General features: G+C 71.0%; 25 protein-coding genes. 13 read left to right on the top strand and 12 right to left on the bottom strand.

What is annotated here, in order from left to right; genetic code table 11:
* Window position 1: 1 nt before the first annotated feature.
* Window positions 2-1060, bottom strand: coding sequence for an agmatinase (gene speB / locus ACZ6WN_RS26240; protein ID WP_465868946.1), 1059 nt, complete (start codon window positions 1058-1060; stop codon window positions 2-4).
* A 56-nt stretch (window positions 1061-1116) separates the two neighbouring features.
* On the bottom strand, window positions 1117-2505 hold the full coding sequence (locus ACZ6WN_RS26235; RefSeq protein WP_465868944.1) for an APC family permease: 1389 nt from the start codon (window positions 2503-2505) through the stop codon (window positions 1117-1119).
* Between the two features lie 145 nt (window positions 2506-2650).
* Here ACZ6WN_RS26235 and ACZ6WN_RS26230 point away from each other — a divergent pair, with 145 nt between their 5' ends.
* Both ACZ6WN_RS26230 and ACZ6WN_RS26225 read left to right on the top strand, forming a co-directional pair.
* Window positions 2651-3247, top strand: a complete 597-nt coding sequence (locus ACZ6WN_RS26230; protein ID WP_465868943.1) for a TetR/AcrR family transcriptional regulator — start codon at window positions 2651-2653, stop codon at window positions 3245-3247.
* 5 nt (window positions 3248-3252) lie between these two features.
* Window positions 3253-4518 (top strand): alpha-L-fucosidase, encoded by a 1266-nt coding sequence (locus tag ACZ6WN_RS26225; protein WP_465868942.1) that lies wholly within the window; start codon window positions 3253-3255, stop codon window positions 4516-4518.
* Here the strand turns inward: ACZ6WN_RS26225 and ACZ6WN_RS26220 are convergent.
* Both ACZ6WN_RS26220 and ACZ6WN_RS26215 read right to left on the bottom strand, forming a co-directional pair.
* On the bottom strand, window positions 4515-5255 hold the full coding sequence (locus ACZ6WN_RS26220) for an AAA family ATPase (RefSeq protein ID WP_465868940.1): 741 nt from the start codon (window positions 5253-5255) through the stop codon (window positions 4515-4517). The genes ACZ6WN_RS26225 and ACZ6WN_RS26220 overlap by 4 nt on opposite strands.
* Before the next feature lie 2 nt (window positions 5256-5257).
* On the bottom strand, window positions 5258-5749 hold the full coding sequence (locus ACZ6WN_RS26215) for a MarR family winged helix-turn-helix transcriptional regulator (protein ID WP_465868938.1): 492 nt from the start codon (window positions 5747-5749) through the stop codon (window positions 5258-5260).
* Window positions 5750-5845: 96 nt separating this feature from the next.
* Between ACZ6WN_RS26215 and ACZ6WN_RS26210 the strand changes: the two genes are divergently transcribed.
* Complete coding sequence (locus tag ACZ6WN_RS26210) at window positions 5846-6757, top strand: dioxygenase family protein (RefSeq protein ID WP_465868937.1); 912 nt, start codon at window positions 5846-5848, stop codon at window positions 6755-6757.
* Window positions 6758-6856: 99 nt separating this feature from the next.
* Here the strand turns inward: ACZ6WN_RS26210 and ACZ6WN_RS26205 are convergent, their stop codons facing one another.
* From ACZ6WN_RS26205 to ACZ6WN_RS26190, 4 genes are all read right to left on the bottom strand, one after another.
* Entirely contained in the window at window positions 6857-8065 is a 1209-nt protein-coding gene (locus ACZ6WN_RS26205; protein WP_465868936.1) for an AGE family epimerase/isomerase, read from the bottom strand.
* A 7-nt stretch (window positions 8066-8072) separates the two neighbouring features.
* Window positions 8073-8942, bottom strand: a complete 870-nt coding sequence (locus ACZ6WN_RS26200) for a carbohydrate ABC transporter permease (protein ID WP_465868934.1) — start codon at window positions 8940-8942, stop codon at window positions 8073-8075.
* Window positions 8939-9877, bottom strand: coding sequence for a carbohydrate ABC transporter permease (locus tag ACZ6WN_RS26195; protein WP_465868933.1), 939 nt, complete (start codon window positions 9875-9877; stop codon window positions 8939-8941). The genes ACZ6WN_RS26200 and ACZ6WN_RS26195 overlap by 4 nt, the downstream gene beginning before the upstream one ends.
* A 101-nt stretch (window positions 9878-9978) precedes the next feature.
* A complete protein-coding gene (locus ACZ6WN_RS26190; RefSeq protein WP_465868931.1) occupies window positions 9979-11250 on the bottom strand; it encodes an ABC transporter substrate-binding protein in 1272 nt (423 codons plus the stop codon).
* A 168-nt stretch (window positions 11251-11418) separates the two neighbouring features.
* Here ACZ6WN_RS26190 and ACZ6WN_RS26185 point away from each other — a divergent pair, with 168 nt between their 5' ends.
* The 10 genes from ACZ6WN_RS26185 (at window position 11419) to ACZ6WN_RS26140 (ending at window position 23705) form a co-directional block, all read left to right on the top strand.
* A complete protein-coding gene (locus tag ACZ6WN_RS26185; protein WP_465868930.1) occupies window positions 11419-12591 on the top strand; it encodes an ROK family transcriptional regulator in 1173 nt (390 codons plus the stop codon).
* Between the two features lie 24 nt (window positions 12592-12615).
* Entirely contained in the window at window positions 12616-13707 is a 1092-nt protein-coding gene (gene nemA, locus ACZ6WN_RS26180) for an N-ethylmaleimide reductase (RefSeq protein WP_465868928.1), read from the top strand.
* Between the two features lie 75 nt (window positions 13708-13782).
* Window positions 13783-16185, top strand: a complete 2403-nt coding sequence (locus tag ACZ6WN_RS26175; protein ID WP_465868926.1) for a GH92 family glycosyl hydrolase — start codon at window positions 13783-13785, stop codon at window positions 16183-16185.
* A 63-nt stretch (window positions 16186-16248) separates the two neighbouring features.
* A complete protein-coding gene (locus ACZ6WN_RS26170) occupies window positions 16249-17718 on the top strand; it encodes an NCS2 family permease (protein ID WP_465868925.1) in 1470 nt (489 codons plus the stop codon).
* Entirely contained in the window at window positions 17718-18395 is a 678-nt protein-coding gene (locus tag ACZ6WN_RS26165) for a GntR family transcriptional regulator (protein WP_465868923.1), read from the top strand. Before ACZ6WN_RS26170 ends, ACZ6WN_RS26165 begins: the two co-directional genes overlap by 1 nt.
* 67 nt (window positions 18396-18462) lie before the next feature.
* A complete protein-coding gene (locus tag ACZ6WN_RS26160; protein ID WP_465868922.1) occupies window positions 18463-19248 on the top strand; it encodes an ABC transporter ATP-binding protein in 786 nt (261 codons plus the stop codon).
* On the top strand, window positions 19245-20099 hold the full coding sequence (locus ACZ6WN_RS26155) for an ABC transporter permease (protein ID WP_465868921.1): 855 nt from the start codon (window positions 19245-19247) through the stop codon (window positions 20097-20099). Before ACZ6WN_RS26160 ends, ACZ6WN_RS26155 begins: the two co-directional genes overlap by 4 nt.
* A gap of 23 nt (window positions 20100-20122) precedes the next feature.
* Complete coding sequence (locus ACZ6WN_RS26150; protein WP_465868919.1) at window positions 20123-21256, top strand: hypothetical protein; 1134 nt, start codon at window positions 20123-20125, stop codon at window positions 21254-21256.
* Window positions 21257-21276: 20 nt separating this feature from the next.
* Window positions 21277-22500 (top strand): amidohydrolase family protein, encoded by a 1224-nt coding sequence (locus ACZ6WN_RS26145; RefSeq protein WP_465868918.1) that lies wholly within the window; start codon window positions 21277-21279, stop codon window positions 22498-22500.
* The gene (locus ACZ6WN_RS26140) at window positions 22497-23705 is read left to right on the top strand and encodes an amidohydrolase (protein WP_465868916.1); all 1209 of its coding nucleotides are present in this window, start codon (window positions 22497-22499) and stop codon (window positions 23703-23705) included. The genes ACZ6WN_RS26145 and ACZ6WN_RS26140 overlap by 4 nt, the downstream gene beginning before the upstream one ends.
* Here ACZ6WN_RS26140 and ACZ6WN_RS26135 read toward each other — a convergent pair.
* The 4 genes from ACZ6WN_RS26135 to ACZ6WN_RS26120 are packed head-to-tail and all read right to left on the bottom strand — an operon-like array spanning window position 23686 to window position 26862.
* The gene (locus ACZ6WN_RS26135; protein WP_465868915.1) at window positions 23686-24711 is read right to left on the bottom strand and encodes an Atu2307/SP_0267 family LLM class monooxygenase; all 1026 of its coding nucleotides are present in this window, start codon (window positions 24709-24711) and stop codon (window positions 23686-23688) included. The genes ACZ6WN_RS26140 and ACZ6WN_RS26135 overlap by 20 nt on opposite strands.
* Before the next feature lie 13 nt (window positions 24712-24724).
* Entirely contained in the window at window positions 24725-25477 is a 753-nt protein-coding gene (locus ACZ6WN_RS26130; RefSeq protein WP_465868914.1) for an urease accessory protein UreD, read from the bottom strand.
* Complete coding sequence (gene ureG / locus ACZ6WN_RS26125; protein WP_465868913.1) at window positions 25452-26195, bottom strand: urease accessory protein UreG; 744 nt, start codon at window positions 26193-26195, stop codon at window positions 25452-25454. The genes ACZ6WN_RS26130 and ureG overlap by 26 nt, the downstream gene beginning before the upstream one ends.
* A 4-nt stretch (window positions 26196-26199) precedes the next feature.
* On the bottom strand, window positions 26200-26862 hold the full coding sequence (locus ACZ6WN_RS26120; RefSeq protein ID WP_465868912.1) for an urease accessory protein UreF: 663 nt from the start codon (window positions 26860-26862) through the stop codon (window positions 26200-26202).
* Window positions 26863-26864: the final 2 nt, after the last annotated feature.

Raw genomic sequence — 26864 nt, 5'->3', positions numbered from 1 at the left:
GTCAGTTCTCCTGTGTGTCGGTGTCGGTAGCGGTGGGGCGCCGGTCGGGGCGCTGGGCCAGCAGCGGGAGGCTCGGGTCCCAGCGGGTGCCGTCGGCCTCGTCGCGCTTGCGGCGGGCGATGCCCGAGAGCGCCTCGAGGACGACCCGGTTGGCGAGGAACGAGGTGATGTCGGCGTGGTCGTAGGGCGGGGAGACCTCGACCACGTCGATCCCGACCACCGGCAGCTCGTAGGCGATCCGCCGGACCGAGTCGAGCAGCTGGCGGGCGGTCAGGCCGCCCGGCTCCGGGGTGCCGGTGCCGGGGGCGTGGCCGGGGTCGCAGACGTCGATGTCGACCGAGAGGAAGACCCCGTCGCACTCGTCGGTGGCGATGGTGAACGCCTCGGTGAGGCACTCCTCCAGGCCGCGGTGGACGATCTCGGTCATCTCGTAGGACCGCATGCCCTGCTCGGCCATCCAGTCCAGCGTCTCGGGCTCGGGCCAGTAGCCGCGCAGCCCCATCTGCAGGAACCGGTCGCCGCGCAGCGCACCGGACTCGATGAGCCGGCGCATCGGCTGGCCGTGCCCGATCAGCGAGCCGAACTCGATGTCGCCGGTGTCGGCATGGGCGTCGAAGTGGATCATCGAGACGCGTCCCTGGCCGAGGTGCTGGGCGACGCCGGCGGCGTCCGGCCAGGCGATCGTGTGGTCGCCGCCCAGCACCAGCGGGATGGCGCCGTTGCTCGTCACGGCGTGGACGGCCTCCTGCAGGTCGCTCACCGAGCGCTCGGCGTCGCCGGAGAACATCTCCACGTCACCCGCGTCGAGCACGCGCAGGTCCTTCAGCGCGTCGACCCGCATCGCCAGCGAGGGCCGCGAGCCGTCGTGGGCCAGATAGCAGGTCTGCCGGATGAACTGCGGGCCGAACCGGGTGCCCGACCGGTGCGACGTACCTCCGTCGAAGGGGGCACCGAGGATGACCACATCGGCACCCTCGTACGTCGCGGGGTCGGCCCAGTCACACCGGTCGACACCCAGGAAGGTGATGTCGGGGCCGAACTGGGTTCCGTAGCGAGCCATGGTGATCTTCTCTCTCGTTCGATTCGTCGGGTGGAGACGGGTTCAGCGGGGTGTGCTCATTCCTCGGTCGGGTCGACGACGAGGAACCGCTCGCCGGGGCGGCGGGCGAGGTAGAGGAAGTAGTAGGCGAGGGCGGCGACCACGACACCGGCCGTGATCACGACGTCCACGCGGGCGGAGCCGACCAGCGCGTAGCCGATCGCGCCGATGACGACCAGCGGCGGGAGCGGCCACAGCGGCATCCGCCAGCCCTGGGCGGCAGGCCCCTGGCGACGGGCGCGGAGCGCGGCGATCGCCACGACGACGTACATCGTGGAGATGACCACCGAGGTCACCCCGAGCAGCGCCTCGATCTCGACGGCGCCGGCCAGGATCGCGCCGGGGATGCCGATGACGAGGGTGGCCAGCCACGGGGTGGCGTAGCGGGGGTGCAGCTTGGTGAGGACGCCGTTGACCGGCGCGGGCCAGGAGCGGTCGCGCGCGGAGGCGTAGACGACCCGGGCGTTCTGGAGCACCATCACGATGACGGCGTTGAGGATCGCGATGGCGATGGCGACGTTCACGGCGACCGCGACGCGCTCGCCGCCCCAGGCGGCGACCCACTGGGAGAAGTTGCCGGAGGCGAGGTCGCCGAGGTCGTCGACCGCGAGGACCGTGGTCACGGTGGGGACGAGGATGACGAGACCGCCCAGGCCGAGGGTCCAGAAGATGACGCGGGCGACGTTGCGGCGCGGGTCGACGATCTCCTCGGAGAGGTAGACCGTGGTGCCGAAGCCGCTGACCAGGAACGTGCTCACCGCGAGACCGGAGATGAGGATCGCCAGGGTGAAGGGCTCCAGGCCGTTCTCACCGATCACGTGCGGCGAGACCAGTTCGCCCGGGCCGCGCTGGACGTGGCCGAGCCCGAGGATCGTGACGACGACGGCGGCGATCATCTCGAGCGCGAGGAAGGTGCCCGTGACGACGGCGTTGGCCTTGATGTTGAGGATCGCGGTGGCGGTCGAGAGGAGCATCACGATCGCGCCGGTCGCGGCCCGCGGCAGCTCCACCAGGTCGGCCAGGTAGTCGGCGGTGCCGAGGGCGAAGATCGGCGGGATCAGCCAGAGCAGCACGCCGGCCAGGGAGAACGTCAGCCAGCCCATCGACCTGCCGAGGGTCTGGGTGACCATCGCGTACTCACCGCCGGAGCTGGCGGTGCGGGTGCCGAGCTCGGCGTAGCAGGCGGCGATCGCGACCGAGACCGCGAAGCCGGCGACGACGGCCAGCACCGCGCCGCTCCCCTGCGTCGCGAACAGCTCCGGGACGATGATGAACAGGCTCGAGGCGGGCGTGATGCACGACAGCACCAGCAGGACCGCGGCGCCGGGTCCGAGCACCCGCGCGAGCCGCCGCCGCTCCGGCGCCGACTTCACCCCCTCGGGGCTCACCTGCATGGATTCGATCATCGCGGGTCTCCTTGTGATGAGGGTACAGCGAGTTTTGAACGCTGTACAAAACTTTGAACGGCATTCAAAGTGACTCAGATCACCGCTAGAGTCAAGGGGTGGGACCGAAGATTTCGCCACGCGAGCACAAGGAGACACTGTCGAGGTGACGCGCACACGCTCCAACCGACGCCTGGAACGACCCCGCGAGCAGGTGCTCGCGACCACCCTGGAGATGGTGGCCGAGGAGGGGCTCGCCAAGGTGACGATGGCCTCCCTCGCCGCCCGGCTCGGCACCAGCGGTGGCCACCTCCTCTACTACTTCGGCACCCGCAACGGCCTGCTCCTGGAGACCCTGCGATGGAGCGAGAACGCCTACGCCGCCCAGCGGGCGCCGATCTTGGAGAAGGCCGAGAAGGACGGCTCCGGAGGCGTCGAGGCACTGCTCTCCTTCGCCGATGTCTACCTCGCCCTCGACGAGCGCGACCCGCGCTGGCTCCTCTGGCTCGAGCTGTGGGCACGGGCGCCGTACGACGCCGAGCTCGCCGCCGCGCAGCGCGCGATGGACGACGAGTGGCACGCCGACCTGGTCCGGCTCTTCGCCGCCGCGCTCCCCGAGCTGCCCGAGCGCGAAGCCGTCTCCGAGCGCCTGCGAGCGATGTGGGACGGCTTCAGCATCGGCATCGTCACCGGCGGCGGGACGACCCTGCGCGAGCGCACCCTCGAGCACACCCGCGCAGTCGTCACCGGACAGGCAGAGTAGCGGGAATGCCGATCGCGTCCTGGTTCCCCGAGGCCCAGCTGGGCATCTTCGTCCACTGGGGCATCTACAGCGTCGATGGTGTCGCGGAGTCCTGGTCGTTCTACGACGGCCGGGTCCCCTACGCCGACTACATGGCCCAGCTCGACGGCTTCACCGCGTCGAGGTTCGACGCCGACGCGTGGGCCGAGCTCTTCGAGCGGTCGGGGGCGACGTACGCCGTGCTCACCGCCAAGCACCATGACGGGGTCGCGCTCTACGACACCGAGGCCAACGACCTCTCCGTGGTCACCAGGACTCCTGCGGGCCGTGACCTGGTGGCCGAGTTCGTCGAGGCCGTACGCCGCCGGGGGCTGAAGGTCGGCCTCTACTTCTCCCACCTCGACTGGTCCCACCCCGACTACGCGACGGTGCGACCGGCCGTGCAGCACCACGTGGTGCAGGACAATCCCTACGCCGTCGCGCGGCCCGGCGCGGAGGAGCCCGAGCGCTGGGAGCGCTACCTGGAGTTCCACCGCACCCAGATCCGGGAGCTGGTGGCCCGCTTCGAGCCGGACCTGCTCTGGTTCGACGGCGAGTGGGAGCGCGACGAGCGGCAGTGGCGCATGCAGGAGCTGCGTGCCGAGCTGCGCGAGCTCGCGCCGGGGCTGGTGGTCAACGGCCGGATGCTCGGCCACGGCGACTACGTGACCCCGGAACAGGGCGTCCCGATCGTGCCGCCGGACGGCCCCTGGGAGCTGTGCCTGACCATCAACGACTCCTGGGGCTGGCAGCCTCAGGACGACAACCACAAGTCACCGCGCCAGCTCGTGCGCACCTTCGTCGAGACCATCGGCGGCGGCGGCAACCTGCTGCTCGACGTCGGCCCGCGCGGGGACGGCACCATCACGCCCGAGCAGACCGAGCGGCTCGAGGCGCTCGGCGAGTGGGTCTCCCGCCACTCCCCCGCGGTCCACGGCATCCGCCGCGGCCTCCCCCACGGTCACTTCTACGGCCCGAGCGCCGTCTCGGCGGACGGCCGCACCCTGTTCCTCTACGTCCTGGACCGCCCCAACGACTACGTCGTGGTCCGCGGCCTGCGCAACCAGGTCCTGAAGGCGTACGTCCTCGGGACGGGCACCGAGCTCGACCATCAGCGCATCGGCGGTCTCCACGACGTCCCCGGCTGGGAGTACGTCTTCACCACCGACGACGCCCTGGACCCGCTGTGCACCGTGATCGCCCTCGAGCTCGACGGCGAGGTCTCGGTCCACCGGGAGCACGAGGCCCACTAGTCGTCCAGGACGTAGCCCAGATATCGCTCCGGGTTCGACAGGAACCGCCGGGTCAGGCTGACCGGCTCGGCGTCGTCGTAGGCGACCTGCTCGATGCGCCCGTCCTCGTCGAGCTGCAGGATCTTCGCGCCGGGCACCGCGAGCAGCGTCGGGGAGTGCGTGGCGATGACGAACTGGGATCCCTGGTCGGCGAGCTCGACGATGCGGGCGACCAGAGCCAGGCAGCCCTTGACCGAGAGCGCGGCCTCGGGCTCGTCGAGGATGTAGAGCCCGTTGGGCCCGAACCGGTGCACCACCAGGTCGAGGAACGACTCGCCGTGGGAGCGCTCGTGGAGCGAGACCCCACCGTAGGCGTCCGAGGAGGCCAGATCGAGCCGCTCGATCTCGGTGGCGACGTTGTAGAACGACTCCGCCCGCAGGAAGTAGCCGTTGCGCGGCCGCCTGAGGCCGCGCTCGACACGGATGTAGTCCGCGAGGGACGACTCGGTGGCGCGCGTCGCGAACCGGAACGAGGTGGAGCCGCCCTCGGCGTTGAACCCCGAGGCGACCGCGACGGCCTCGATGATCGTGGACTTCCCGGTGCCGTTGTCGCCGACCAGGAACGTCACCCGCTCGTCGAGCTCGATCCCGTCACCTGCGGCGAGCTCGCGGACCGCGGGCAGGGTGAACGGGTAGCGACCGGTGTCGTGCCGGGGATCGAGCGCGATCCGAGCGATGAAGCGCTCGTCGAACGGCATGCTCAGCCCGCGCCGGGGTCGATGGGCGGGCGCCGTGTGCCGCTCGGGTCGAGCCGCTCGAGGACGGCGCCGGCGATCTCGGCCAGCTGGTCGACCTGCTCGGCACTCAGCGAGTCGAAGACGTACTCGCGCACCGCGTCCACGTGACCAGGGGCGGAGGTGACCAGCTTCTCGTGACCGGCGTCGGTGAGGCGTACGTTGGTCGCCCGGCGGTCGCCCTCGCAGGCGTGCCGCTCGATGAGGCCTCGGTCGACCAGCCGCTTGACGACGTTGGAGAGCCGCGGCAGCGTCGCGCTGGTGTAGCCCGCCAGCTCGGTCATCCGCAGCGTGTGGTCGGGCACCTCCGAGAGCATGGCCAGCACCCCGTACTCGAAGTGGGTCAGGCCGGCGTCGCGGCGCAGCTGGGAGTCGAGAGCGCCGGGGAGCAGCTCGAGCACGGCGATGAAGCGGACCCATGCCACCCGTTCCGGTGGCGACAGCCAGTTGCCCTCCACGTCAGGGAGTGTGCCGCAGAAAGTTGCTCGGAACAAACACCGCTCGCCTAGAGTTAGTTCAAGCAACAACTATTGGGTCGAACGCAGGAGACCGCCATGACCACCGCACCCGAGAGCACGACCGCCGCCGCGGACGCCCTCCTTCCGCAGGCGCATCCGTTCGCCCAGCACCTGCGGACGGTCCAGGCACGCGAGGCGGTCGACCCGCACCGCGTCTGGACGCCGGCCGACGGGCCGCTGCCGAGCCTCTACCTGTCCCACGGCGGCGGACCGCTGCCGCTGCAGAGCCCGGAGTGGCTCGACCCGCTGCACGCCTGGGCCCGCTCGCTGCCCCGACCGAAGGCCATTCTGGTCATCTCCGCCCACTGGGAGTCGGCGCCGCTCTCGATCAGCGCGACCCGGCCCGACGAGCTGGTCTACGACTTCGGCGGCTTCGACCCGATCTACCACTCGGTGCGCTACGACACCCCGGACGCGAGCGAGCTCGCCCGCACCACCGCGGCGCTGATGCCCGAGACCGAGACCGCCCACCAGCACACCCGCCGCGGTCTCGACCACGGCGCCTGGGTGCCGCTGAAGATCATGTACCCGGCCGCCGACATCCCGGTCGTGCAGCTCTCCCTGCCCACCGAGGACCCCGACAAGCTGCTCGCCCTCGGCGAGCGCCTGCGGCCGCTGCGCGAGGAGGGCGTGCTCGTGGTCGGCTCGGGCCACATGACCCACGGCCTGCCGTTCATCACCCGCGAGATGATGACCGAGAACAAGCCCGCCGGCTGGTCCTCCGACTTCGACTCCTGGGCCGCCGATGCCCTGGACCGCGGCGACGTCGCCGAGCTGGCCAGGTTCCGCACCGCCGCCCCCGGCATGCCCTACGCCCACCCGACCGTGGAGCACTTCACCCCGCTCTTCGTCACCCTGGGCGCTGCCACCGACCCGACGGCCCCAGTCACGACCACCCTCGACGGCTACGGCCTAGGCCTCTCCCGCCGCTCCATCCAGGCGGCCTGACGTCAATTCTTGCGCCGAGGCGTCGATTTCTGACGGCGAGGAGTCAGTTCCTCGCTGCTAGGAATCGACCTCTCGCGCCCAGAAACCGACCTCTCGGCGTCAGAAACTGACGCCTCGCGGTCGGGAGCGGAGTTGGACGGAGAGGACCGGGGCCAGGGGCAGGTGGGACAGCAGGAGTGCCTGGTAGGCGTGGTAGACGTCGGGCTTGCCGTGCCAGATCACGTGCGAGGGACGGTTGTGCTCGTCCAGCTCGTGGTGCCAGCTGCCGAGCTCGCGGTCGATCAGGTACGTCTCGATGTACGCCTCGAACCGCTGGCGCCACTCGTCGTAGACCACCTCGCCGGTGCGGGTGTGCAGGGCGCCGGCCGCGGCGAGCGCCTCCGCAACCACCCAGTGCAGCCGTAGCCGGGTGACCGGCGTGCCGTCCCACGAGGTCGTGTAGACGAAGCCGGGGCCGTCGCCGGAGTCGACCCAGCCGACCTCGACCGCACGCGCGAAGAGCGCCCGCGCGTCCTCGACCAGCCACGACGGCGCGTCCGGCAGGCTCGCATCCAGGTGCAGGAGCAGCCGGGACCACTCCAGCAGGTGCCCGGGCGTGCAGCCGTACGGACGGAAGGGGTCGCCGGGACGGTCGGCGTTGTAGTCCAGCAGCGGCGACCAGGAGAGGTCGAAGTGCTCGGGCAGGTCGTAGCCGTGGGAGCGGGCGACACCGTGGATCAGGTGCTCGGCGATCGCCAGCGCTCGCCGGTGCCACGCGGCGTCGCCGGTGACGTCACCCGCGGCCAGGAACGCCTCCACGGTGTGCATGCTGGAGTTGGCCCCGCGGTAGGCCTCGCCGGAGCGAAGATCCCGCTCGAGGCTGTCGACCACCCGGCCGGAGTCGTCGAGGAAGTGCTGCTGCATCACCCCGAGCGCCTCGTCGAGCAGCGCGTCCGCGCCCGGCACCTCGGCCGCGAAGCCGCTGCTCGCGGCCAGGACCACGAAGGCGTGGGCGTAGGCCTCCTTGAGGGTGCCGACCGGCTCGCCCTCGCCGGAGACCGAGGCGTACCAGCCACCGAGCTCGTCATCACGCAGCGCACCCGACAGCGCCCGGATGCCGTGCGCGGCGAGCGAGGCCGCCTCGGGGACGTCTCCGCGCAGGTGCGCGAGCGCGAAGACGTGGGTCATCCGGGCGGTGATCCAGGTGTGCACCGGCTCGGCCGGATCCGGTCGGCCCGACTCGTCCAGCCACCAGAACCCGGCGGCCGAGGCCGCCGACGCCCGGGCGAACCCGGCCAGCCGGCGGCACTCGGCATCCGCATCGATCATCGGTCGATCATCCCTTGACCGACCCGGCCATCAGCCCGCCCACGAAGTAGCGGCCGAGCAGGATGTAGATGATCAGCGTCGGGACGGACGCGATCAGCGCGCCCGCCATGCTGGCGGAGTAGTCCTGCAGCTGACCGCTCGCCAGGAAGTTGAGCGCGATCGTGACCGGCCCGTTGCGCGAGGTCGAGAAGAAGAGCGCGAACAGGTAGTCGTTCCACGCCGAGGTGAACTGCCACATCAGCACCACCACGAACGCCGGCGCGGAGATCGGCAGGATGATCGAGGCGTACGTCCGGAGCATGCCGGCACCGTCGACCCGGGCGGCCTCGACGAGCTCGACCGGGACCCCCGCGTAGTAGTTGCGGAAGATCAGCGTGGTGATCGGCAGACCGTAGACCACGTGCAGCACGATCAGGCTCGGCACCCCCGAGGGGACGCCGAGGTTGCTCATCAGCTGGACCAGCGGCACCATCACGGCCTGGTAGGGGATGAACATCCCGAACAGGATCAGCGTGAACACCACGTCGGCACCCGGGAACCGCCACTTCGAGAGCACGAACCCGTTCATCGAGCCGAGCACCGAGGAGATGATCGAGGCCGGGATGACCATCGCGAAGGTACGTCCCAGGGCCGGCCCGAGCTGCTCCCAGGCGCGCGCCCAGCCGGCCGTCTCCCAGGACTCGGGAAGCCTCCAGGCGTTGGCGGGGGTGGCATCGCCGAGCCCCTTGAAGCTGGTGACGATCAGGACGTACGCCGGGATCAGGACGATCAGCGCGAAGACGATCAGCAGGACGTACTTGACGGCGCGCCAGATCCCCCGCGAGCGCTCACCCGGGATCTTGGTAGCAACGGCTGCCGGGATGGCATCGGTCGTCATCGGCGGCGCTCCTGACGGTAGGTGGAGACGAGGTAGGGAACGATCAGGATGGCCACGATCAGCAGCAGGACGGTGCCGATGGCGGCCGACTTGGCATAGTCGCCGCGGGTGAACTCGATCCACATCTGCGTGGCCGGCACCTGGGTCGTGTAGTTGGTCTGGCCCGCGATGGCCATGATCAGGTCGAAGACCTTCAGCGACATGTGGCCGATGATGATGATCGCCGAGAGGGCGACCGGGCTCAGCTGCGGGAAGATCACGTGACGGTAGAGCTGCCACTCCGAGGCGCCGTCCATCCGGGCCGCCTCGCGCAGCTCCTCGGGGATGCCGCGGAAACCGGCCAGGAAGAGCGCCATCACGTAGCCGCTGAGCTGCCAGATCGCGGGGACGGCGATCGCGAGGATGCCCCACCGCTCGTGGGTCCACCACGGGTTCTGCAGGAAGCCGAGGTGGAGGGACTCGAAGAGCCGGTTCAGCCCGGAGGCGCGCTCACCCTCGGCGTTGTTGAGCAGCCAGCGCCAGACCACACCGGAGGCGACGAACGAGACCGCCATCGGGAACAGGTAGATGGCCCGGAACAGGGACTCGCCACGAGCCTTGCGCTCCAGCAGCCAGGCCCACAGGAACCCCAGGCACAGAGTGCCGACGAGGAACGTCGCGGTGTAGAGCAGGAGGTTGCGCAGGGAGTAGATGAAGTCGTCGTCGGTGAACAGGTCGCGGTAGTTGTCCAGACCGGCGAACCCCTGGGACGGCCCGATGGTGTGGCGGTCCTGCAGGGAGGTGTTGATGTTCGACCCGATCAGGCCGTAGACGAAGACGCCGATGACGATGACGGTCGGCAGGATCAGGAGTACGGGTGCGACCCACCCGTGGCCGCCGATGCGGCCCTTGGGCCGTCGTGGCCGCTTGACGGCGCTGGGCACCGTGGAGGACATGTGTCCGTCCTTTCACAAAGGGCGGCCGAGGGGCCACGGCAGATGGTGCGGCCGCAGCCCCTCGGACCAGATGGATCTCGTCAGGCTCGGGAGAGCCCGGATCACTCGGGCTTGTTGTCCTCGGCGGCCTCGACGAGGCCTTCCTGGAGCTCGGCGACGTCCTTGTTGCTGCCGAACTTGGCAACCGCGGCGGTGATGTCGGTCAGCCAGTTGACCGAGGTCGCGGCGCCGTGGGCGAGCGAGGACACGATCTCGTCCTCGCCCCACGACTTGATCGCGGTCTGCTGGTACTCACCGAAGTCGGCGGTGTCGGCCGTGGTGCTGGCCGGGATCGAGCCCTTCGCCTTGTTGAAGGCCACCTGGCCCTCGTCGCTGGCGATGGTGTCGAGCCAGGCCTCGGTGCCGTCGGGGTTGGGGCCGTCCACCGGCATGGTGAACGAGTCGGCCAGGAAGTCGAAGACGCCGTCGGTGCCCGGGACCGGGACCGCGGTGTAGTCGGTGCCGAAGGTCTTCTTCTGCTCCTGGAACGCCGCCTCGGCCCAGTCACCCATGACGTTGAACGCGGCCTGGCCGTCGATGACGAGCTGCGTCGCGTCCGGCCAGTCGAGACCCTGGCGGTCGGTGTTGGTCAGCGAGAGGAGCTTGCTGTAGTCCTCCAGCGCACCCTTGACCTCGCTGCCGCCCCAGTCGGTGGTGCCGTCCCACAGACCGTTGTACGCCTCGGCGCCCAGATCGGCGAGGAGCACGGTCTCGAGCAGGTTGACCTGCGTCCAGTCGGTGGCGATCGAGAGCGGGATGATGCCCTTCGCCTTGATCTTCTCCAGGTCGGCGATCCACGCGTCGATCGAGTCGTAGCTCTTGTCGGCCTCGATGCCGGCCTTCTTCAGGACGGCCGGGTTGGCCCAGAGCATGTTGGCGCGGTGGATGTTCGACGGGACGGAGTAGATACCGCCGTCCTGCTTCAGCCGGTCGAGCAGGCCCTCCGGGAACTGCTCGTTCCAGCCCTTCTCCTCGTAGAGGTCGGTGAGGTCCTCGATCTGACCGGCGTTGATGTAGTCGGTCAGCTCGGCACCCGCGTGCGCCTGGAAGGTGGCCGGCGGCTCACCGTTCTGCAGGCGGGACTGGAGCACGTTCTTCGCGTCGCTGCCGGCACCACCGGCGACGGCACCGTTGACGAACTTCAGGTCGGGGTTCTGCTCGTCGAACACCTTGACCAGGGCGTCGAGCCCGGCCTTCTCACTGCCCTCGGCCCACCAGGTGAAGACCTCCACCTCATCGGTGCTGCCGCTCTCGTTGTCGCTCCCGCAGGCGGACACCGCCAGCAGGCTCAGGGCGGCCAGGCCGGCGGCCAGGGCCTTACGCGTTGCGTTCATCTTGAATCCTCCGGTTGCGCGACCGCCACGTCGGTGTGTGATCTGGGTTACTCGCGGTCGCGTGCCGGGACAACGTACGCCTCTCGGTTCTGTCCAGTCAACGCATAACGCAGGACGTTTTCAACCTGAGATCTGTCGCAAATCGACATAATCACCTACAGTCACGGCATGACCACTCCGGAATCGCGGCTGCGCGCCGCCAACCGTTCCCAGGTCCTGGACCTGCTGGGGCGGTCGGCGCCGGTCAGCCGCGCCGAGCTCGCCCGGCGCACCGGACTCTCGCGCAGCACCGTGTCGAGCATCGTCCAGGAGCTGCTCGCCGCCGAGCAGATCGTCGAGACCACCGGCGCCGCGCTGGCCCGTGGCGGCGGGCGACCACCCTCGCTCCTCACCGTCAGCGGCTCTCCCGGCTCGCTCATCGGCGTCGACATCGGCCATCGCCACGTCCGGGTCGCGGTCGCCGACCTCGCCGCGAAGCCGCTCATCGACCACGAGATCCGGCTCGACGTCGACAACTCCGCGGTCGAGACCATCGACCGCGCCGCGGCACTCGTGCGCGAGTGCCTGGCCGAGGTGGGCATCGACCCGAGGACCGACCGTGTCCTCGGCGTCGGCATGGGGATCCCCGGCCCCGTCGACCCGCACAGCGGCATCGTCGTCTCCCCCATCCTCGGGAACTGGATGGACCTGGCACCGGGCGAGGAGCTCGCCCGCCGCATCGGCCTGCCCGTCCAGATCGAGAACGACGCCAACCTGGGCGCGCTCGCCGAGATCGAGTACGGCGCGGCGCGCGACGTCGACGACGTCATCTACGTCAAGGCGTCCAGCGGGATCGGCGCCGGGCTGGTCCTCGCGGGCAAGCTCTACCGAGGGATCACCGGGATCGCCGGCGAGATCGGCCACGTACGTTTCGAGGACAACGGCCCGATCTGCCGGTGCGGCAACCGCGGCTGCCTGGAGAAGGCCTTCGGCGGGTCCCGGCTGGTCGAGCTGCTGCAGCCCGCCTACGACGAGACGCTCACCGTCGAGCGCCTGCTCGAGCTCGCCCAGGAGGGCGACATCCGGGTCAACCGGATCCTCGACGACGCCGGCCGCGCCGTCGGCCGGGTGCTGGCCGACCTCTGCAACCACCTCAACCCGGCGCTGATCGTGGTGGGCGACACGATGCGCCAGTCGGAGTCCTTCGTCCTCGGCATCAAGGACTCGATCGACCGCTTCACCCAGCCCGACACCGCCGCGGCCCTCGACGTGGTGCCCAGCGAGCTCGGCGACAACGCGGGCGTCATGGGGGCGCTGGTGATCGCCGGCTCGGCCGCTCCGGCACAGCCGGGAACAATATGAGCGCCCGCTTACGTTGGGGGTGACGTGACTTCACTCTTCTCGCAGCTGAGCCTGGGTCAGACGACCCTCCCCAACCGCGTCCTGATGGCGCCACTGACCCGGATGCGCGCCTCCCAGCCCGGCGACGTGCCCAACCCGTTGATGGCCGACTACTACCGTCAGCGCGCCTCGGCGGGTCTGATCGTGTCCGAGGGCACCCAGATCTCGCCGCAGGGCAAGGGCTACATGGACACCCCGGGCATCCACTCGGCCGAGCAGGTCGAGGGATGGCGCCACGTCACCGACACCGTCCACGAGGCCGGCGGCCGGATCGCGGCGCAGCTGTGGCACACGGGCCGGGTCTCCCACGAGTCCTTCCACGACGGCGACCTCCCGGTCAGCGCCTCCGCGCTCCCCTACCGCAACCGCACGACCGTACGCGGCGAGGACGGCACCCCCACCCGGGTCAACTGCCCCACGCCCCGCGCCCTGGAGACCGCCGAGATCGCGGACCTGATCGAGGACTACCGTCGCGCCACCCGCAACGCCCGCGAGGCCGGCTTCGACCTCGTCGAGATCCACGCCGCCCACGGCTACCTGCTCCACCAGTTCTCCAGCGCGAGCAGCAACGAGCGCACCGACTCCTACGGTGGCTCGCTGGAGAACCGCGCCCGCCTCACCCTCGAGGTGCTGGACGCGGTCATCGCCGAGTGGGACGCCGAGCACGTCGCCATCCGGATCTCCCCGATCGGCTCGTTCAACGGCCTCGAGGACCCCGAGGGCGCCGAGATGGGGCTCTACCTGGCTGCCGAGATCGGCAAGCGCGGCATCGCGTTCCTGCACCTGTCCGAGCCCGACTGGGCCGGCGGCCCGGAGCTGAGCGACGACTACCGCAAGAAGCTGCGCGCCGCGCACCCCGGCCCGATCGTGGCCGCCGGCGCCTACACCTCGGAGAAGGCCTCCCGGCTGCTCGAGGCCGACCTGATCGACGCGGCCGCGTTCGGGCGTACGTTCATCGCCAACCCGGACCTGCCCCGGCGCCTGGAGCAGAGCCTGCCGCTCAACGAGCCCGACCTCTCGACCTTCTACGGCGGCGGCGAGGCCGGCTACACCGACTACCCCGAGTGGACCGCCTGAGTTCACTCCGGTCTCACCTGAACCCGCACGGCGGAGGCGTCTTCTCTGGCATCGTCCTCCGCCATGCGGGTTCTCGTGACTTCTGCCCTGTCTCTCGCGCTCCTCGGCGGCGCGCTCTCCCCCTCGTCGGCGGCTCAGGCATCCGAGCCCGCCCCTGACCAGGTCGCGCTGGTCGACCCGCTGATCGGCTCCTCGAACGGCGGCAACACCTACCCCGGTGCCGTACGTCCCTTCGGGATGCTCTCCTTCAGCCCGACCTCGACGGCGGGCGACCAGACCAACACCGCCGCGTCGAACGGCTACTCCTACGACACCACGCGGCTGCGCGGCTTCTCGCTGACCCATGTCAACGGCGCGGGCTGCCACCCCGGAGCCGCCGGGGACGTGCCGATCTTCCCGCACACCGCGGAGATGACCGGGTCGCCGACCGCGGACGTGACCGATGCGACGTACGCCTCGGACTTCAGCCACGCCGACGAGCTGGCCGAGCCGGGGCGCTACCGGCTGGGCCTGGCCAACGGCGCCGAGGTCGACACCGCGGTGACGACCCGGGCCTCGGTCAGCGACCTGACCTTCCCGGCGGACAAGCCCGCGAACCTGCTCTTCCGGACCTCCAACTCGCTCAACGGCAGCGAGAGCGCGGTGACGCGGATCGACGAGGCGAGGCGGACGGTCAGCGGGTCGGTGCTCACCGGCGCGTTCTGCGGCCGTCGCGGCAACGGCGGCGGGAGCAACAAGCGCTCCTACTACCGGCTCTACTTCACCGCGCAGTTCGATCGCTCCTTCTCCGGGCACGGCACCTGGGTCAACGGCGAGCTCCAGCCGGGTTCGACCGAGGCACGCGGCGGTGAGGGCTACGAGACCGGCGCAGCCCGCCAGGGGCAGGGCTCGGGCGGCTACGTCTCCTTCGACGCCGACCGCGATCAGACGGTGCGGATGCGGATCGGGATCTCCTACACCAGCCTGGCGGCGGCCGAGAAGAACCTCGCCACCGAGATCGGGCGGCGCGACACCGTCGCCTCCGTCGCCACGGAGGCCCGGGCGGAGTGGCGCCGGGCTCTCTCCTCGATCGAGGTCGCCGGCGGCACCTCGGCGGAGCAGACCGCGTTCTACACCGGCCTCTACCACTCCTACCTGCAGCCCAACGTGATCTCCGACGTCGCCGGCACCTACTGGGGCAGCGACCAGGAGGTGCACCGGATCGAGCGCGGCCAGCAGGCGCAGTACGGCAACTTCTCCGGCTGGGACCAATACCGCGCCCACACCCAGCTGCTCGCCCTCCTCGAGCCGCGCGTCGCCGGCGACTTCGCCCGCTCCCTGCACGCCTACTCCCGCCAGCACGGCGGTGTCTGGGATCGCTGGGTCCACCTGAGCGGCTGGACGCACGTGATGACCGGCGACCCCTCTGCTCCCACGCTGGCCGGGTTCTACGCCTTGGGCGTGCGCAACTTCGACGCCACCGGCGCCTACGAGTCGCTGGTCCGCCAGGCGACCGTGCCGCACCCCGACGGGTTGTCCGGCTATGGCTGCCCGGGCCAGTGCATCGGCCAGCGGCCGAACCTGGCCGACTACCTCGCCAAGGGGTACGCACCCCAGGACACCTGCCGCTGCTGGGGAGGTGCCGCCGAGACCCTCGAGGACGCCGTCGCCGACTACTCGCTCGCCGACTGGGGTCGCCGCCTCGGCGCCTCCTCGTCCGAGACCGACGCACTGATGGAGCGGGCGGGCTGGTGGCAGCACACCTTCAACCCGTCGGCGACCACCACGGACGGCTACCAGCAGGCGCGCAACGCCGACGGGAGCTGGGTCCCCGGCTTCACCCCGTCGACGCAGACCGGCTTCGCGCAAGGGAGCAGCGCGACGTACACCTGGATGGTTCCGCACGACGTGGCCCGGCTGGCGGAGGCCGTCGGCGGGCGCGAGCGGGCGATCGAGCGGCTGGACGCGTTCTTCCACAAGGCCGACGGCTCCTGGCAGCACACCGGCGGCGACGCGCTGCGCTACGACCCGACCAACGAGCCCGGCATCCACGTCCCGTGGATGTACAACGCGCTCGGCGCCCCCTGGAAGACCCAGGAGACGGTCCGCGCGATGGCCTCGCTGGCCTACGGGACCGGACCGCGTGGCCTGCCCGGCAACGACGATCTCGGCACGATGTCGGCCTGGTACGTCTTCGCCGCGATGGGCATCTACCCGCAGGACCCCGCCCGCGCCGAGATGCTCGTCTCCAGCCCCCTCTTCGAGCGCGTCGTGATCCACCGCGGCAACGGCGTCGACATCACCATCGAGTCCCCCGGCGCCGGCGCCGAGAACATCTACGTCCAGGCCGTCACCCTCGACGGCACGCCGCGCACCCGGTCGTGGCTGCCCGAGTCGGTGATGAACCGCGGCGGCACCGTCCGCATCGACGTCGGCCCCTCCGCCAACAAGGAGTGGGGCACCGCCGAGGCCGACCTGCCGACCTACCACACCGACTGACCAACGCCGCCGCTGGTGGATGCGCTCGCGCCGGCGACGTCTCGTCGCCTCGTATCTGCGAAGATGCGGGGCGTGAGCACTTCGACGACGTCACGCGGCAACGCTCTCGACCGGTTCTTCCAGATCAGCGCACGCGGCTCCACGGTCGGGCGTGAGGTCCGGGGTGGTGTGGTCACCTTCTTCACGATGGCCTACATCGTCGCGCTGAACCCGCTGATCCTGGGCTTCGCGGAGGATGTGAACGGCGACCTCCTCGGCGGCACCAGCGGCGACAACCTGGCGGCGATCGCCGCCGGAACCGCGCTGGTGGCGGGCGTGATGACGATCCTGATGGGTCTCGCCGCCAACTACCCGCTGGCGCTGGCGACCGGGCTCGGGCTCAACGCGTTCGTGGCCTTCTCGATCGCCAGCCAGATGACCTGGGCCGATGCGATGGGTCTGGTGGTGATCGAGGGCCTGGTGATCCTCGTGCTGGTCCTGACCGGGTTTCGGGAGGCCGTCTTCCACGCCGTCCCGCGCGAGCTCAAGACCGCGATCTCGGTCGGGATCGGCCTGTTCATCGCGGTGATCGCCTTCGTCGACGCCGGGTTCGTACGCCGCATCCCCGACGCCGCGAACACCACCGTCCCGGTGCAGCTCGGCCCGACCGGGCAGCTCGCGGGCTGGCCCGTGCTGGTCTTCGTGATCGGCCTGGCCCTGGTGATCACCCTGTGGGTGCGCAAGGTGCGGGGCGCGATCCTGATCTCGATCGCGGCGACCACCGTGCTGGCCATCATCGTCGAGGCCGTCACGGATCTCGGCGCGAGCAGCGCGGAGAACCCGACCGGCTGGTCGCTCAACGTGCCGGCCGTGCCGGACAAGATCATCGACTGGCCCTCGTTCGCGACGCTGGGCGAGTTCAACCTGCTCGGCTCCTTCGAGAGCGTCGGCATCGTGACCGCCGTGCTGCTGGTCTTCACGCTCATGCTCGCCGACTTCTTCGACACCATGGGCACGATGACCGCGATCGGCGCCGAGGCCGGGCTGCTGCGCGAGGACGGCACCCCGCCGCGTACGCGCTCCATCCTGGTCGTCGACTCGCTGGCCGCCGCGGCCGGAGGCGCCGGTGGCGTCTCGTCCAACACCTCCTACGTCGAGTCGGCCTCCGGCGTCGGTGAGGGCGCCCGCACCGGCCTGGCGGCGGTCGTCACCGGCGTGCTCTTCCTGCTGACCACCTTCCTGGCCCCGCTGGTCACGGTGATCCCCTCGGAGGCGGCGGTGCCCGCCCTGGTGCTGGTCGGCTTCCTGATGATGCAGCAGGTCAAGGACATCAACTGGGCCGACCCGGAGATCGCCATCCCGGCGTTCCTGACCATCGCGCTGATGCCGTTCACCTACTCGATCTCGGTCGGTATCGGTGCCGGCTTCCTGGCGTACGTGCTCATCAAGGTCGTCCGCGGCAAGATCAAGAGCGTGCACCCGCTGATGTGGCTGGTGGCGGTCATGTTCGCCGTCTACTTCGCGATCCACCCGATCTCGAGCTGGATCGGCTGATGAGCGAGCTCGCGCCGGACTCCAATCGGCAGCCGTTGCGCGAGGTGGTCGCCCGCGACATCCGTCGCAAGATCATGGCCGGTGAGCTGGCTCCGGGCGACCGGCTGCGCGAGCAGGCGCTCGCCACGGAGTACGGCGTCTCCCGGGTCCCGGCGCGGGAGGCGCTGCACGTGCTGGCCCAGGAGGGCTTCGTCGACACCGTGCCGCGACGCGGTGCGACGGTGGCGTTCCCCTCCGCGCAACGGACCCGGCAGCTCATGGTGATCCGGGAGAACCTCGAGATCCTCGCGGCCGGTCTCGCTGCCCGGCGGCGAGGCGGCGACCAGGGCGCGGAGCTGACCGAGGTGCTCGAGCTCGGCACCCGGGCGACCGCCACCGGCGACTACGCCGCGCTGCCGGAGCTGATCGCGCGGTTCCACGACGCCATCGGGATCGCCTCGGGCAACGACGAGCTCGCCAAGATGACCCGCTCGCTGCGGATGCAGGTGCGCTGGGTCTTCGAGATGCAGCTCGAGGAGCGCTCGGACCAGTCCTGGAGGCACCACCAGGAGATCGCCGAGGCGGTCCTGGCCGGGGACCAGGAGCGGGCCGAGTCCTCGATGCGCGCCGACGTCACCCGTGACGCCGACCTGCTCGTCGACCTGCTGGTGGCCCGGGCGGAGCGCCAGCGGTCCTGACTCCGGCTTAACCAGACCGGGCGGCTTCTGAAACGGGGACGAAACCGCGCGCTGTTTGTATACAAGAATGATCGAACGGTATACGGAGCCGCCCGTGCTGGTGGCCGGCAACAGCGTCACCAGGTCGTTCCCCAACGGCACCACCGCGCTCGCCGAGGCGAGCTTCGAGATCCGCGCGGGCGAGTTCGTCTCCTTCGTCGGGCCCTCGGGCTGCGGCAAGTCGACGATGCTCCGCATGGTCGCCGGGCTCGACCTGCCCACCAGCGGCAGCGTCGAGCGCGGGGACGGCGAGGTCGGCTACGTCTTCCAGGACGCCACCCTGCTGCCGTGGCGTACGGCCCTGGGCAACGTGGTCCTCCCGCTGCGACTGGCCGGCACGAAGAAGGCCGAGGCCGAGGAGCGGGCACGCGCAGCGCTCGAGGTCGTCGGGCTGGCGGCGTACGCGGACCATCGGCCGGCCCAGCTCTCGGGCGGGATGCGGATGCGGGTCTCGATCGCCCGCTCGCTGGTCCAGCGGCCGGAGCTGTTCCTCTTCGACGAGCCGTTCGGCGCCCTGGACGAGATCACCCGCCAGGACCTCAACAGCCAGCTCGACACCCTGATGGCGACCGACCCGTTCACCGGGATCTTCGTGACCCACTCGGTCCCCGAGGCCGTCTTCCTCTCCGACCGGGTCCTGGTCTTCTCCTCCCAGCCGGGCCGGATCGTCGCCGACCTGCGCATCGACCTGCCGCGGCCGCGCCCCGAGGGGCTGCGCTTCAGCAGCGAGTACGCCGAGCTGTGCCGCCAGGTCTCCGACGCCCTTGCCGGCGCCCACCGCAGCACCGGCCCGACGTCGGAGGAGGCCGCATGACCACGATGATCGAGACCCAGCCGCAGAGCCGCCCGCTGACGACGGTCCCGTTCCTCCGCTTCGACCCCGGCCACGGCAGCCGGACCGTCCGCTGGGTCGCCCCCGTCCTCACCCTGGTGATCGTTCTCGGGGTGTGGACGCTGGTCAGCACCCAGCTCCTCTCCCCCACCCGCCAGTTCCTGCTGCCCTCGCCGTGGGAGGTGCTCGAGGCGGGCTTCCTGCAGGAGGCCGGCCGGACCGAGATCTTCACGGCCCTGTGGTCGACCACGAGGATCGCCCTGGTCGGTCTGGTGCTGGCGATGGCGATCGGGGTCCTCTTCGCGATCGTGATGAGCCAGGCCCGCTGGGCGGAGGCGTCGTTCTACCCCTACGCCGTGATCCTGCAGACCATCCCGATCCTGGCGATGGTGCCGCTGCTCGGGTTCTGGTTCGGCTACGACTTCACCTCGCGGCTGGTCGTGTGCGTGCTGCACTCGCTGTTCCCGATCATCACCAACACGATGTTCGGCATCGCCTCGGTCGACGACAACCTGCACGACCAGTTCTCGCTCTTCCGCGCCTCGCGCTGGCAGCGTCTCGTCCACCTGCAGCTGCCCGCCGCGCTGCCGGCGGCACTGGCCGGCTTCCGGATCTCGGCCGGGATGGCGGTGGTCGGCTCGATCATCGCCGACTTCTTCTTCCGGCAGGGCCAGCCCGGCATCGGCCGGCTGATCGACACCTACCGGCAGAGCCTCGACACCGACCTGATGATGGCCGCCCTGGCCGCCTCCTCGCTGGTCGGGATCGTCCTCTTCCTGCTATTCGGCGCCATCCTGCGCGCCGTCGAGACCCACCGCTCCCCGCGTCGCTGACCCCCACCCCTGGAGAGAACCCCATGACGTACGCACGTTGGACCCGCATCACCGCCACCACCGCCCTCGCCGCGCTCGCCCTGACCGGGTGCGGCGGCAGCGAGGAGGCGATCGGTGACCCCGACGCCCCGAAGGGATCGCTCGCGGCCGCCTGTCCGGCGACCGTGGTCATCCAGACCGACTGGTACGCCACCCCCGAGCGCTCCCCCGCCTACAACCTGATCGGCCCCGACGGCGAGATCGACGTCGACAAGGGCGCCTACGTCGGCGAGATCGGCGACACCGGGGTCACCGCCGAGATCCGCCTCGGCGGGCCGTTCATCGGCGGCCAGCCCGTGACCGCGCAGCTGTACACCGACGACACCATCGACCTGGGCGTGGTCGCCACCGACATCGCGATCCGCGACTACGAGAAGTTCCCCACCCGCGGGGTGTTCACGATGATGCAGAAGTCGCCGTTCATGGTGATGTTCGACCCCACCAAGTTCCCCGACGTGAAGACCTGGGACGACGTCAAGGCGACCGGCGCGCCGGTCCTGCACGCCCAGGGCGTCAGCTGGGTCGACTACCTGGTGCACGAGGGCCTGGTCGACGAGAAGCAGCTCGACGGCTCCTTCGACGGCAGCCCGAGCCGGTTCGTCGCCGACGACGGCGCGCTCTTCCAGCAGGGCTACGTCAGCAACGAGCCCTACCGCTGGGAGCACGACGTCGCCGAGTGGGCGAAGCCCACCGCCCACCTGATGCTCGACGACGCCGGCTACCAGGTCTACCAGCAGGCGTACGCGGTCCGGGCCGACGACGAGGAGGCGCTGAGCCCGTGCCTGGAGGAGCTGGTGCCGTTGCTGCAGCAGTCGGAGCTCGACTACCTCGAGGACCCGAAGCCGGTCAACGACACCCTGATCGAGATCGCCGACGCCATCAAGGACGGTCCTCCGATCACCCCGGGCGGCAACGAGAACTCGGTCAAGGTCCAGGTCGAGGCGGGGCTCGTCGCGAACGGCCCGGACGGCGCCTACGGCAGCTTCGACGTCGCGCGCGTCGACAGCGTGATCGAGACGATGACCGCCGTGCTGAAGGACGGCGGCAAGGACGTCCCGGAGATCACCGGCGACGACCTGGTCACCAACGACTACATCGACCCCGAGATCAAGCGTTGACCCCTACGCAGGCAAGCACCGTGATCGCTCGCATCCTCGGGGCCCGTACGCCCGCCGGACTGGTCGATCTCAGGATCGACGGCGGCGTTGTCTCGACGGTCTCCGACCCGTCCCCCATCGGGCCGGAGACCGTCATGGATGCCGACGGAGCGGTCGTGATGCCGGCCTTCGTCGACGCCCACGTCCACCTCGACAAGGCGCACCTGCTCGGCGCCGGTGGGCTCGAGCCCACCGGCCCGGGCGTGGGCCCGGCGATCACGCTGATGCAGGAGGTGCGGCGTACGCAGCCCGCGGGGATCGTCGAGGTCGGCGCCCGGCAGGGCGTGGAGTCACTGGTGCGCCACGGGGTCGTGGCGGCACGTGCGCACGTCGAGGTCGACGCCGACATCCGGCTCGACATGCTGGACCTGCACATCGCGCTGCGCGAGGAGAACGCCGAGCGGATCGACCTGCAGCTCTCGGTTTTCCCGCAGAACGGGATCACTCGCGAGGTGGCCGCGCTGATGAGCGCCGCGCTGCGCCACGGCGGCGGGGTCGTCGGCGGCTGCCCGTACGTCGACGACGACCAGGAGGCCCACCTCGACGTCGTCTTCGGCCTGGCCGAGCGGTTCGGGCTCCCGGTCGACCTGCACCTCGACTTCGACGACGACCCGTCGCGGTCGATGGTCGCGGCCGTCGCCGAGCGCACCCGCGCCCTCGGGATGCAGGGCCATGTCACCGTCGGGCACGTCACCAAGCTCGCCGCGATGCCCGTGGACGAGCAGGAGGTCGCCTACGCCCTGATGGCGGAGGCCGGGATCTCGCTGGTCGTGATGCCGGCCACCGATCTCTACCTCGGCGGGACCGGTGAGCCCGGCAGCCGGAGCCTCGCCCCGCTGGAGCGAGCCCACGCCGCCGGGGTGCGGGTCGCGGTCTCGAACAACAACCTCCACAACGCCTTCTCCCCCTACGGCAACGGCAACCTGCTCCAGGCCGCCTGGACGGCCGGGCTGACCCGGCAGCTGGTCGGTCCGCAGATGCTGGACCTGCTCGTCGCCTCGATCACCGAGCACCCGGCCCAGATCCTGGAGCGGGCCCCGCACGGCACCGCGGCGGGCGACGTCGCCGACCTGGTCGTCCTCGACACCGACGACCCCCGACTCGTCGCGCTCCAGGTCCCCTCGGTGCTGGCCTCGACCCGGTCGGGAACACTCGTGCACCGGCAGCGCAGGATTCGTACGCAGACCATGGAGGTCACCTCATGACCAGCAGGACGCTTCGCAACGCCACCCTCGCCGACGGCTCCCGGGTCGACGTCGCGCTGGCCGACGGCCGGATCTCGGCGGTCTCGCCGCCGTCCTCCGCCACGGCCGAGGGCGACACGGACCTGGGCGGCGCGCTCCTCCTGCCCGCCCTGGTCAACGGCCACGCCCACCTGGACAAGACCTTCCTCGGCGCCGGCTGGCAGCCGCACCGCCCCGGCACCACCGTCCGCGAGCGGGTCGCTGCCGAGCACACGCTGCGTGCCGAGGTCGCCGTGCCCGTGGTGGAGCGCGCCCGCGCGCTGGCGGAGCAGATGATCTCCTTCGGCACGGGGACGGTGCGTACGCATGTGGACATCGACCCCGAGGTCGGCCTCGCCGGTCTGGAGGCCGTCCTGGAGGTGCGCGAGGCGCTCCGCGGCCGGCTGCGGATCGAGATCGTCGCCTTCCCGCAGAGCGGGATCACCACCTCACCGGGCACCGAGAAGCTCCTCGAGGAGGCCCTGGCCGCGGGCGCGGACCTCGTCGGCGGGCTGGACCCGGACGGCTTCGACGGCGACGCCGAGGCCCACCTCGACGTCGTCTTCGGCCTCGCCGCCCGGCACGGCGCCGGCGTCGACATCCACCTCCACGACCTGGGCGCGAGCGCCGTCCGCCAGTACGAGCTGATCGCCGCGCACACCCGCATCGAGGGGCTGGGCGGGAGGGTCAACGTCAGCCACGCGTACGGCCTCGGCTCGATTCCCCTCGACCAGGCCCGTCGCGTCGGTGGGCTCTTCGCCGAGGCCGGCGTCGCGGTGCTGACCAACGGGCCGGCCGGGCCGATGCCGCCGGTGCTGGCGCTGCGCGAGGAGGGCGCGACGGTCTGGTCCGGCTCGGACAACATCCGCGACGCCTGGTGGCCCTACGGCGACGGCGACATGCTCGCGATCGCGCGTCAGGTCGCCTACCAGTCCGGCTTCCGCACCGACGAGACCCTCGCCGTCGCCCTCGACCTCGTCACCGACGCCGCCGCGCGGGCGGTCGGGATGGAGGCGTACGGCATCGTCGTCGGCGCGCCCGCGGACCTGCTGGTCCTCGACGTGCCGACGCCGGCGGCGGCGATCGCGGCCGCCCCCACCTCGCGGACCGTGCTGCATGCCGGCGAGGTGGTGGCGACACGCGTCGAGACCGTCGAGCTGGGCGCGATCAGCCCAGCATGTCCTTGACCAGCGGCACGACCTGGGTGCCGTAGAGCTCGATCGAGCCCATCAGGTCCTCGTGACGCACCTGGCCCTGGTCGTACTTCAGGTCGAAGCGGTCCACGCCGAGCACCTTGATGGTGCCGGCCAGCTTCCGGGCGACCGTCTCGGGCGAGCCGACGTAGAGGGAGCCGCCCTCGATCTCGCGCTCGAAGTCGCCGGGGCTGGGCGGCGGCCAGCCGCGCTCGCGGCCGATCTGGGTCCGCATCGCCAGCCAGCCCTCGTAGACCGTCTCGCGGGCCTGCTCGTCGGTGGCCGCGACGAACCCGGGCGAGTGGACCGCGACGCGCTGCCGCGGCACCCCGAACTCGTCCTGGGCGCGCTCGAAGAGGTCGATGTAGGGCGCGAACCGGTCGGCCGGGCCGCCGATGATCGCCAGGAAGAGGCCGAAGCCGTGGCGGGCGGTACGGACGACCGACTCCGGGCTGCCGCCGACGCCGACCCAGGCGGTCAGGCCGTTCTCCGTGCGCGGGAAGACCTCCTGGTCGGTGAGCGCGGCGCGGGTGCGACCCTCCCAGGTGACCTTCTCCTCCTTCAGGAGCGCGGCGAGCAGCTCGAGGCGCTCCTCGAAGAGCTCCTCGTAGTCGGCGAGGTCGAAGCCGAACAGCGGGAACGACTCGGTGAACGAGCCGCGTCCGGCGACGATCTCCGCGCGGCCGTTCGAGACCGCGTCGAGGGTGGCGAACCGCTCGAAGACCCGCACCGGGTCGTCGGAGCTGAGCACGGTCACCGCGGAGCCGAGCCGCAGCCGCTCGGTGCGAGCGGCGACCGCGGCGAGCACCATCTCCGGGCTGGAGACGGCGAAGTCGCGGCGGTGGTGCTCGCCCACCCCGAAGAAGTCGAGCCCGACCTGGTCGGCCAGCACGCCCTCCTCGACGATGTTCCGGATCACCTGCGCGTGGTGCTGCGGCTTGCCCTCGGCGTCGCGGGTGACCCCGCCGAAGGTGTCCAGGCCGAACTCGATCCCAGTCATGCCCGTTGAAACATCAACCAGTGATGGCGCATTCCCAGGGCTGTGCCGGGACCTCATGGGTCTCGGAGGCCAGGTGGCGCCACAACGTCCCGCCGTGCTCCAGGTCGAGCCGACCGTCCGGGCAGGCCTCGGGCGGTACGTCTCGCCCAAGCACGGTGACCGACCCGAGCACCCGGTGCGGGCCGAGGATTCCGGGGGCCAGCGACGCCGCGTCCAGGGTCAGCGACTCGACCAGAATCGGACGTCCGTCGTGCTCGTGGGCCGACCAGGTGGTGCTCACCCGACCGGGCCGCTCGCCGTGGCGGCCGAGGACGAGGGTCTCGCGCAGCGCGAGCCGCGCCCCGGGGCCGAGGGTGACCCGGGTGTCGCGGGTGACGTCGGCGCCGGCGGAGACGACGAACGGCTCGCCGGCCCAGACCAGGGTGGCGTTCGCCGCGAGGGTGATGCGCACCGACCAGGACGCATGGCCGCCGTCCATGTCGTACGCGACCGTCCCGGCCGGCTCGACCAGGGTCAGGCACGCACCCTCCCCCACCTCGACCTCGACCGTGACGTCGTCGCCGGCCAGGAGCATCGCGCCGTCCGGGACCAGCGAGATCCGCGCCGAGCGCGTGTCGCTGGCCAGCAGCATCGGCCGCAGCGCCGGGGCCGTGGCCGGGCCGGCTACGTCGGTCTCGATGCGCACGCGCGTGCCGTCGACCGCTCCGACCCGCACCCGGGTCAGGGCGCCGCCGGCCAGCTCAGGCGTGCTGATGGTCGTGGACATGCTCGGCGTCGTGCTCGTGGGTGTGGCTGCTGCCGTCCGCGTGGAAGTGCGGCGCCATCGGACCGGGGTCGGCCGGCACCAGGTCGCCGCCGCGGTGGCGGGCCAGCTCGGACCGCACCCAGGCGATCAGCGCCTCGACGGAGGCCGGGTCCGTGCGGGAGAGCGCGATGACCGGGCGGCCCTCGCGCACCGACCCCGCGTCGGTGACCATCGCTGTCGGGTCGACACCGACGTACGGGGCCAGGTCGGTCTTGTTGACGACGAGCAGGTCGGCGCGCTCGATGCCGGGGCCACCCTTGCGGGCGACGTCGCCGCCGCCGGCGACGTCGATCAGGAAGATCTGGGTGTCGACCAGCGCCGGGGAGAAGGTCGCGGTGAGGTTGTCGCCGCCGGACTCGACCAGGACCACGTCCAGCGGCGCGAACTCCTCCTCGAGCTCCTCGACCGCGATCAGGTTGGCGGTGACGTCGTCGCGGATCGCGGTGTGCGGGCAGGCGCCGGTCTCGACGGCCCGGATCCGGGCCGGGTCGAGCACACCCGCGGAGCGGAGGAAGCGAGCGTCCTCGTCGGTGTAGATGTCGTTGGTGACCACGCCGATCTCCAGGTCGGCGGAGAGCTCGCGGCACAGCAGCGCGATCAGCGAGCTCTTGCCGGTGCCGACCGGCCCGCAGACCCCGATGCGCAGCCCCCTGCCGTTCTTGGCTCCATCGTTCGTCACAGTTTCAGGCACTGAACAACCTCCTGGTCGTGTCGGCGTGGGCGAGTGCCCACAGGTCGAGCTGGGGTGCGCTGGGCGCGGGAATCTGGTCGGGATCGGTGAGCGGGGCGACCTCGGTGGCGAGCCGATCGGCCTCCGGGAGCAGGTCGTGCACCCAGGAGGTGGCGTCGAGCGGATCGAGGGGCACCAGCTTGAGGGCTGCCGAGGCGACCGTCTGCAGGTCGTCGTACGCCACCAGCCGGCCCAGCGAGGCCGGCGCGAGCCCACCGGCGGCGGCCGCCGCGGCCAGGACGAGCGGACGGCACGGCCGCTCGAGGCGGGCCACCGACGCGACGTGCGGTGAGTCCGGGAACAGGCGCCTGACCAGCCGCAACAGCGCGCGGCCGAGCGTGCGCGAGGTGTCCCGCATCGGGGCCGCGGGGGTGCGGGCCGCCCACGCATCGACGACCGGCTCCAGCGGCAGACCGGCGCGCAGCCGATGCAGCGCCACCGCCGCCGTGCCCGCCTCGACCCGCACGACGCTGGCCAGTCGCGACCGCATGAAGACCGGCACCTGCTCGGCGGTGAGCCCGGCGCGTACGGCTGCCTCCAGCTGGCCCGACTGGGTGTGGCCGGCGACCGGGAGACGGGCGTCGGCCAGCAACATCATGAGCAGGTTCTCGGACATCG

The organism is Nocardioides sp. NPDC054178 (assembly GCF_055585005.1).
The sequence above is the reverse complement of the archived record's forward strand: the minus strand, read 5'-3'. Positions and strand labels throughout refer to the sequence as shown.

Bases quoted from the DNA above. Each gene is read 5' to 3' on its own strand.
- ACZ6WN_RS26160 (WP_465868922.1), top strand. From the start codon at position 18,463: ATGATCGAACGGTATACGGAGCCGCCCGTGCTGGTGGCCGGCAACAGC.
- speB (WP_465868946.1), bottom strand. From the start codon at position 1,060: ATGGCTCGCTACGGAACCCAGTTCGGCCCCGACATCACCTTCCTGGGT.
- ACZ6WN_RS26235 (WP_465868944.1), bottom strand. From the start codon at position 2,505: ATGATCGAATCCATGCAGGTGAGCCCCGAGGGGGTGAAGTCGGCGCCG.
- ACZ6WN_RS26200 (WP_465868934.1), bottom strand. From the start codon at position 8,942: ATGACGACCGATGCCATCCCGGCAGCCGTTGCTACCAAGATCCCGGGT.
- ACZ6WN_RS26130 (WP_465868914.1), bottom strand. From the start codon at position 25,477: ATGTCCACGACCATCAGCACGCCTGAGCTGGCCGGCGGCGCCCTGACC.
- ACZ6WN_RS26135 (WP_465868915.1), bottom strand. From the start codon at position 24,711: ATGACTGGGATCGAGTTCGGCCTGGACACCTTCGGCGGGGTCACCCGC.
- ACZ6WN_RS26220 (WP_465868940.1), bottom strand. From the start codon at position 5,255: ATGCCGTTCGACGAGCGCTTCATCGCTCGGATCGCGCTCGATCCCCGG.
- ACZ6WN_RS26155 (WP_465868921.1), top strand. From the start codon at position 19,245: ATGACCACGATGATCGAGACCCAGCCGCAGAGCCGCCCGCTGACGACG.
- ACZ6WN_RS26150 (WP_465868919.1), top strand. From the start codon at position 20,123: ATGACGTACGCACGTTGGACCCGCATCACCGCCACCACCGCCCTCGCC.
- ACZ6WN_RS26190 (WP_465868931.1), bottom strand. From the start codon at position 11,250: ATGAACGCAACGCGTAAGGCCCTGGCCGCCGGCCTGGCCGCCCTGAGC.
- ACZ6WN_RS26170 (WP_465868925.1), top strand. From the start codon at position 16,249: ATGCGGGGCGTGAGCACTTCGACGACGTCACGCGGCAACGCTCTCGAC.
- ACZ6WN_RS26120 (WP_465868912.1), bottom strand. From the start codon at position 26,862: ATGTCCGAGAACCTGCTCATGATGTTGCTGGCCGACGCCCGTCTCCCG.
- ACZ6WN_RS26165 (WP_465868923.1), top strand. From the start codon at position 17,718: ATGAGCGAGCTCGCGCCGGACTCCAATCGGCAGCCGTTGCGCGAGGTG.
- ACZ6WN_RS26185 (WP_465868930.1), top strand. From the start codon at position 11,419: ATGACCACTCCGGAATCGCGGCTGCGCGCCGCCAACCGTTCCCAGGTC.
- ACZ6WN_RS26225 (WP_465868942.1), top strand. From the start codon at position 3,253: ATGCCGATCGCGTCCTGGTTCCCCGAGGCCCAGCTGGGCATCTTCGTC.
- ACZ6WN_RS26195 (WP_465868933.1), bottom strand. From the start codon at position 9,877: ATGTCCTCCACGGTGCCCAGCGCCGTCAAGCGGCCACGACGGCCCAAG.
- ACZ6WN_RS26210 (WP_465868937.1), top strand. From the start codon at position 5,846: ATGACCACCGCACCCGAGAGCACGACCGCCGCCGCGGACGCCCTCCTT.
- ACZ6WN_RS26140 (WP_465868916.1), top strand. From the start codon at position 22,497: ATGACCAGCAGGACGCTTCGCAACGCCACCCTCGCCGACGGCTCCCGG.
- ACZ6WN_RS26205 (WP_465868936.1), bottom strand. From the start codon at position 8,065: ATGATCGATGCGGATGCCGAGTGCCGCCGGCTGGCCGGGTTCGCCCGG.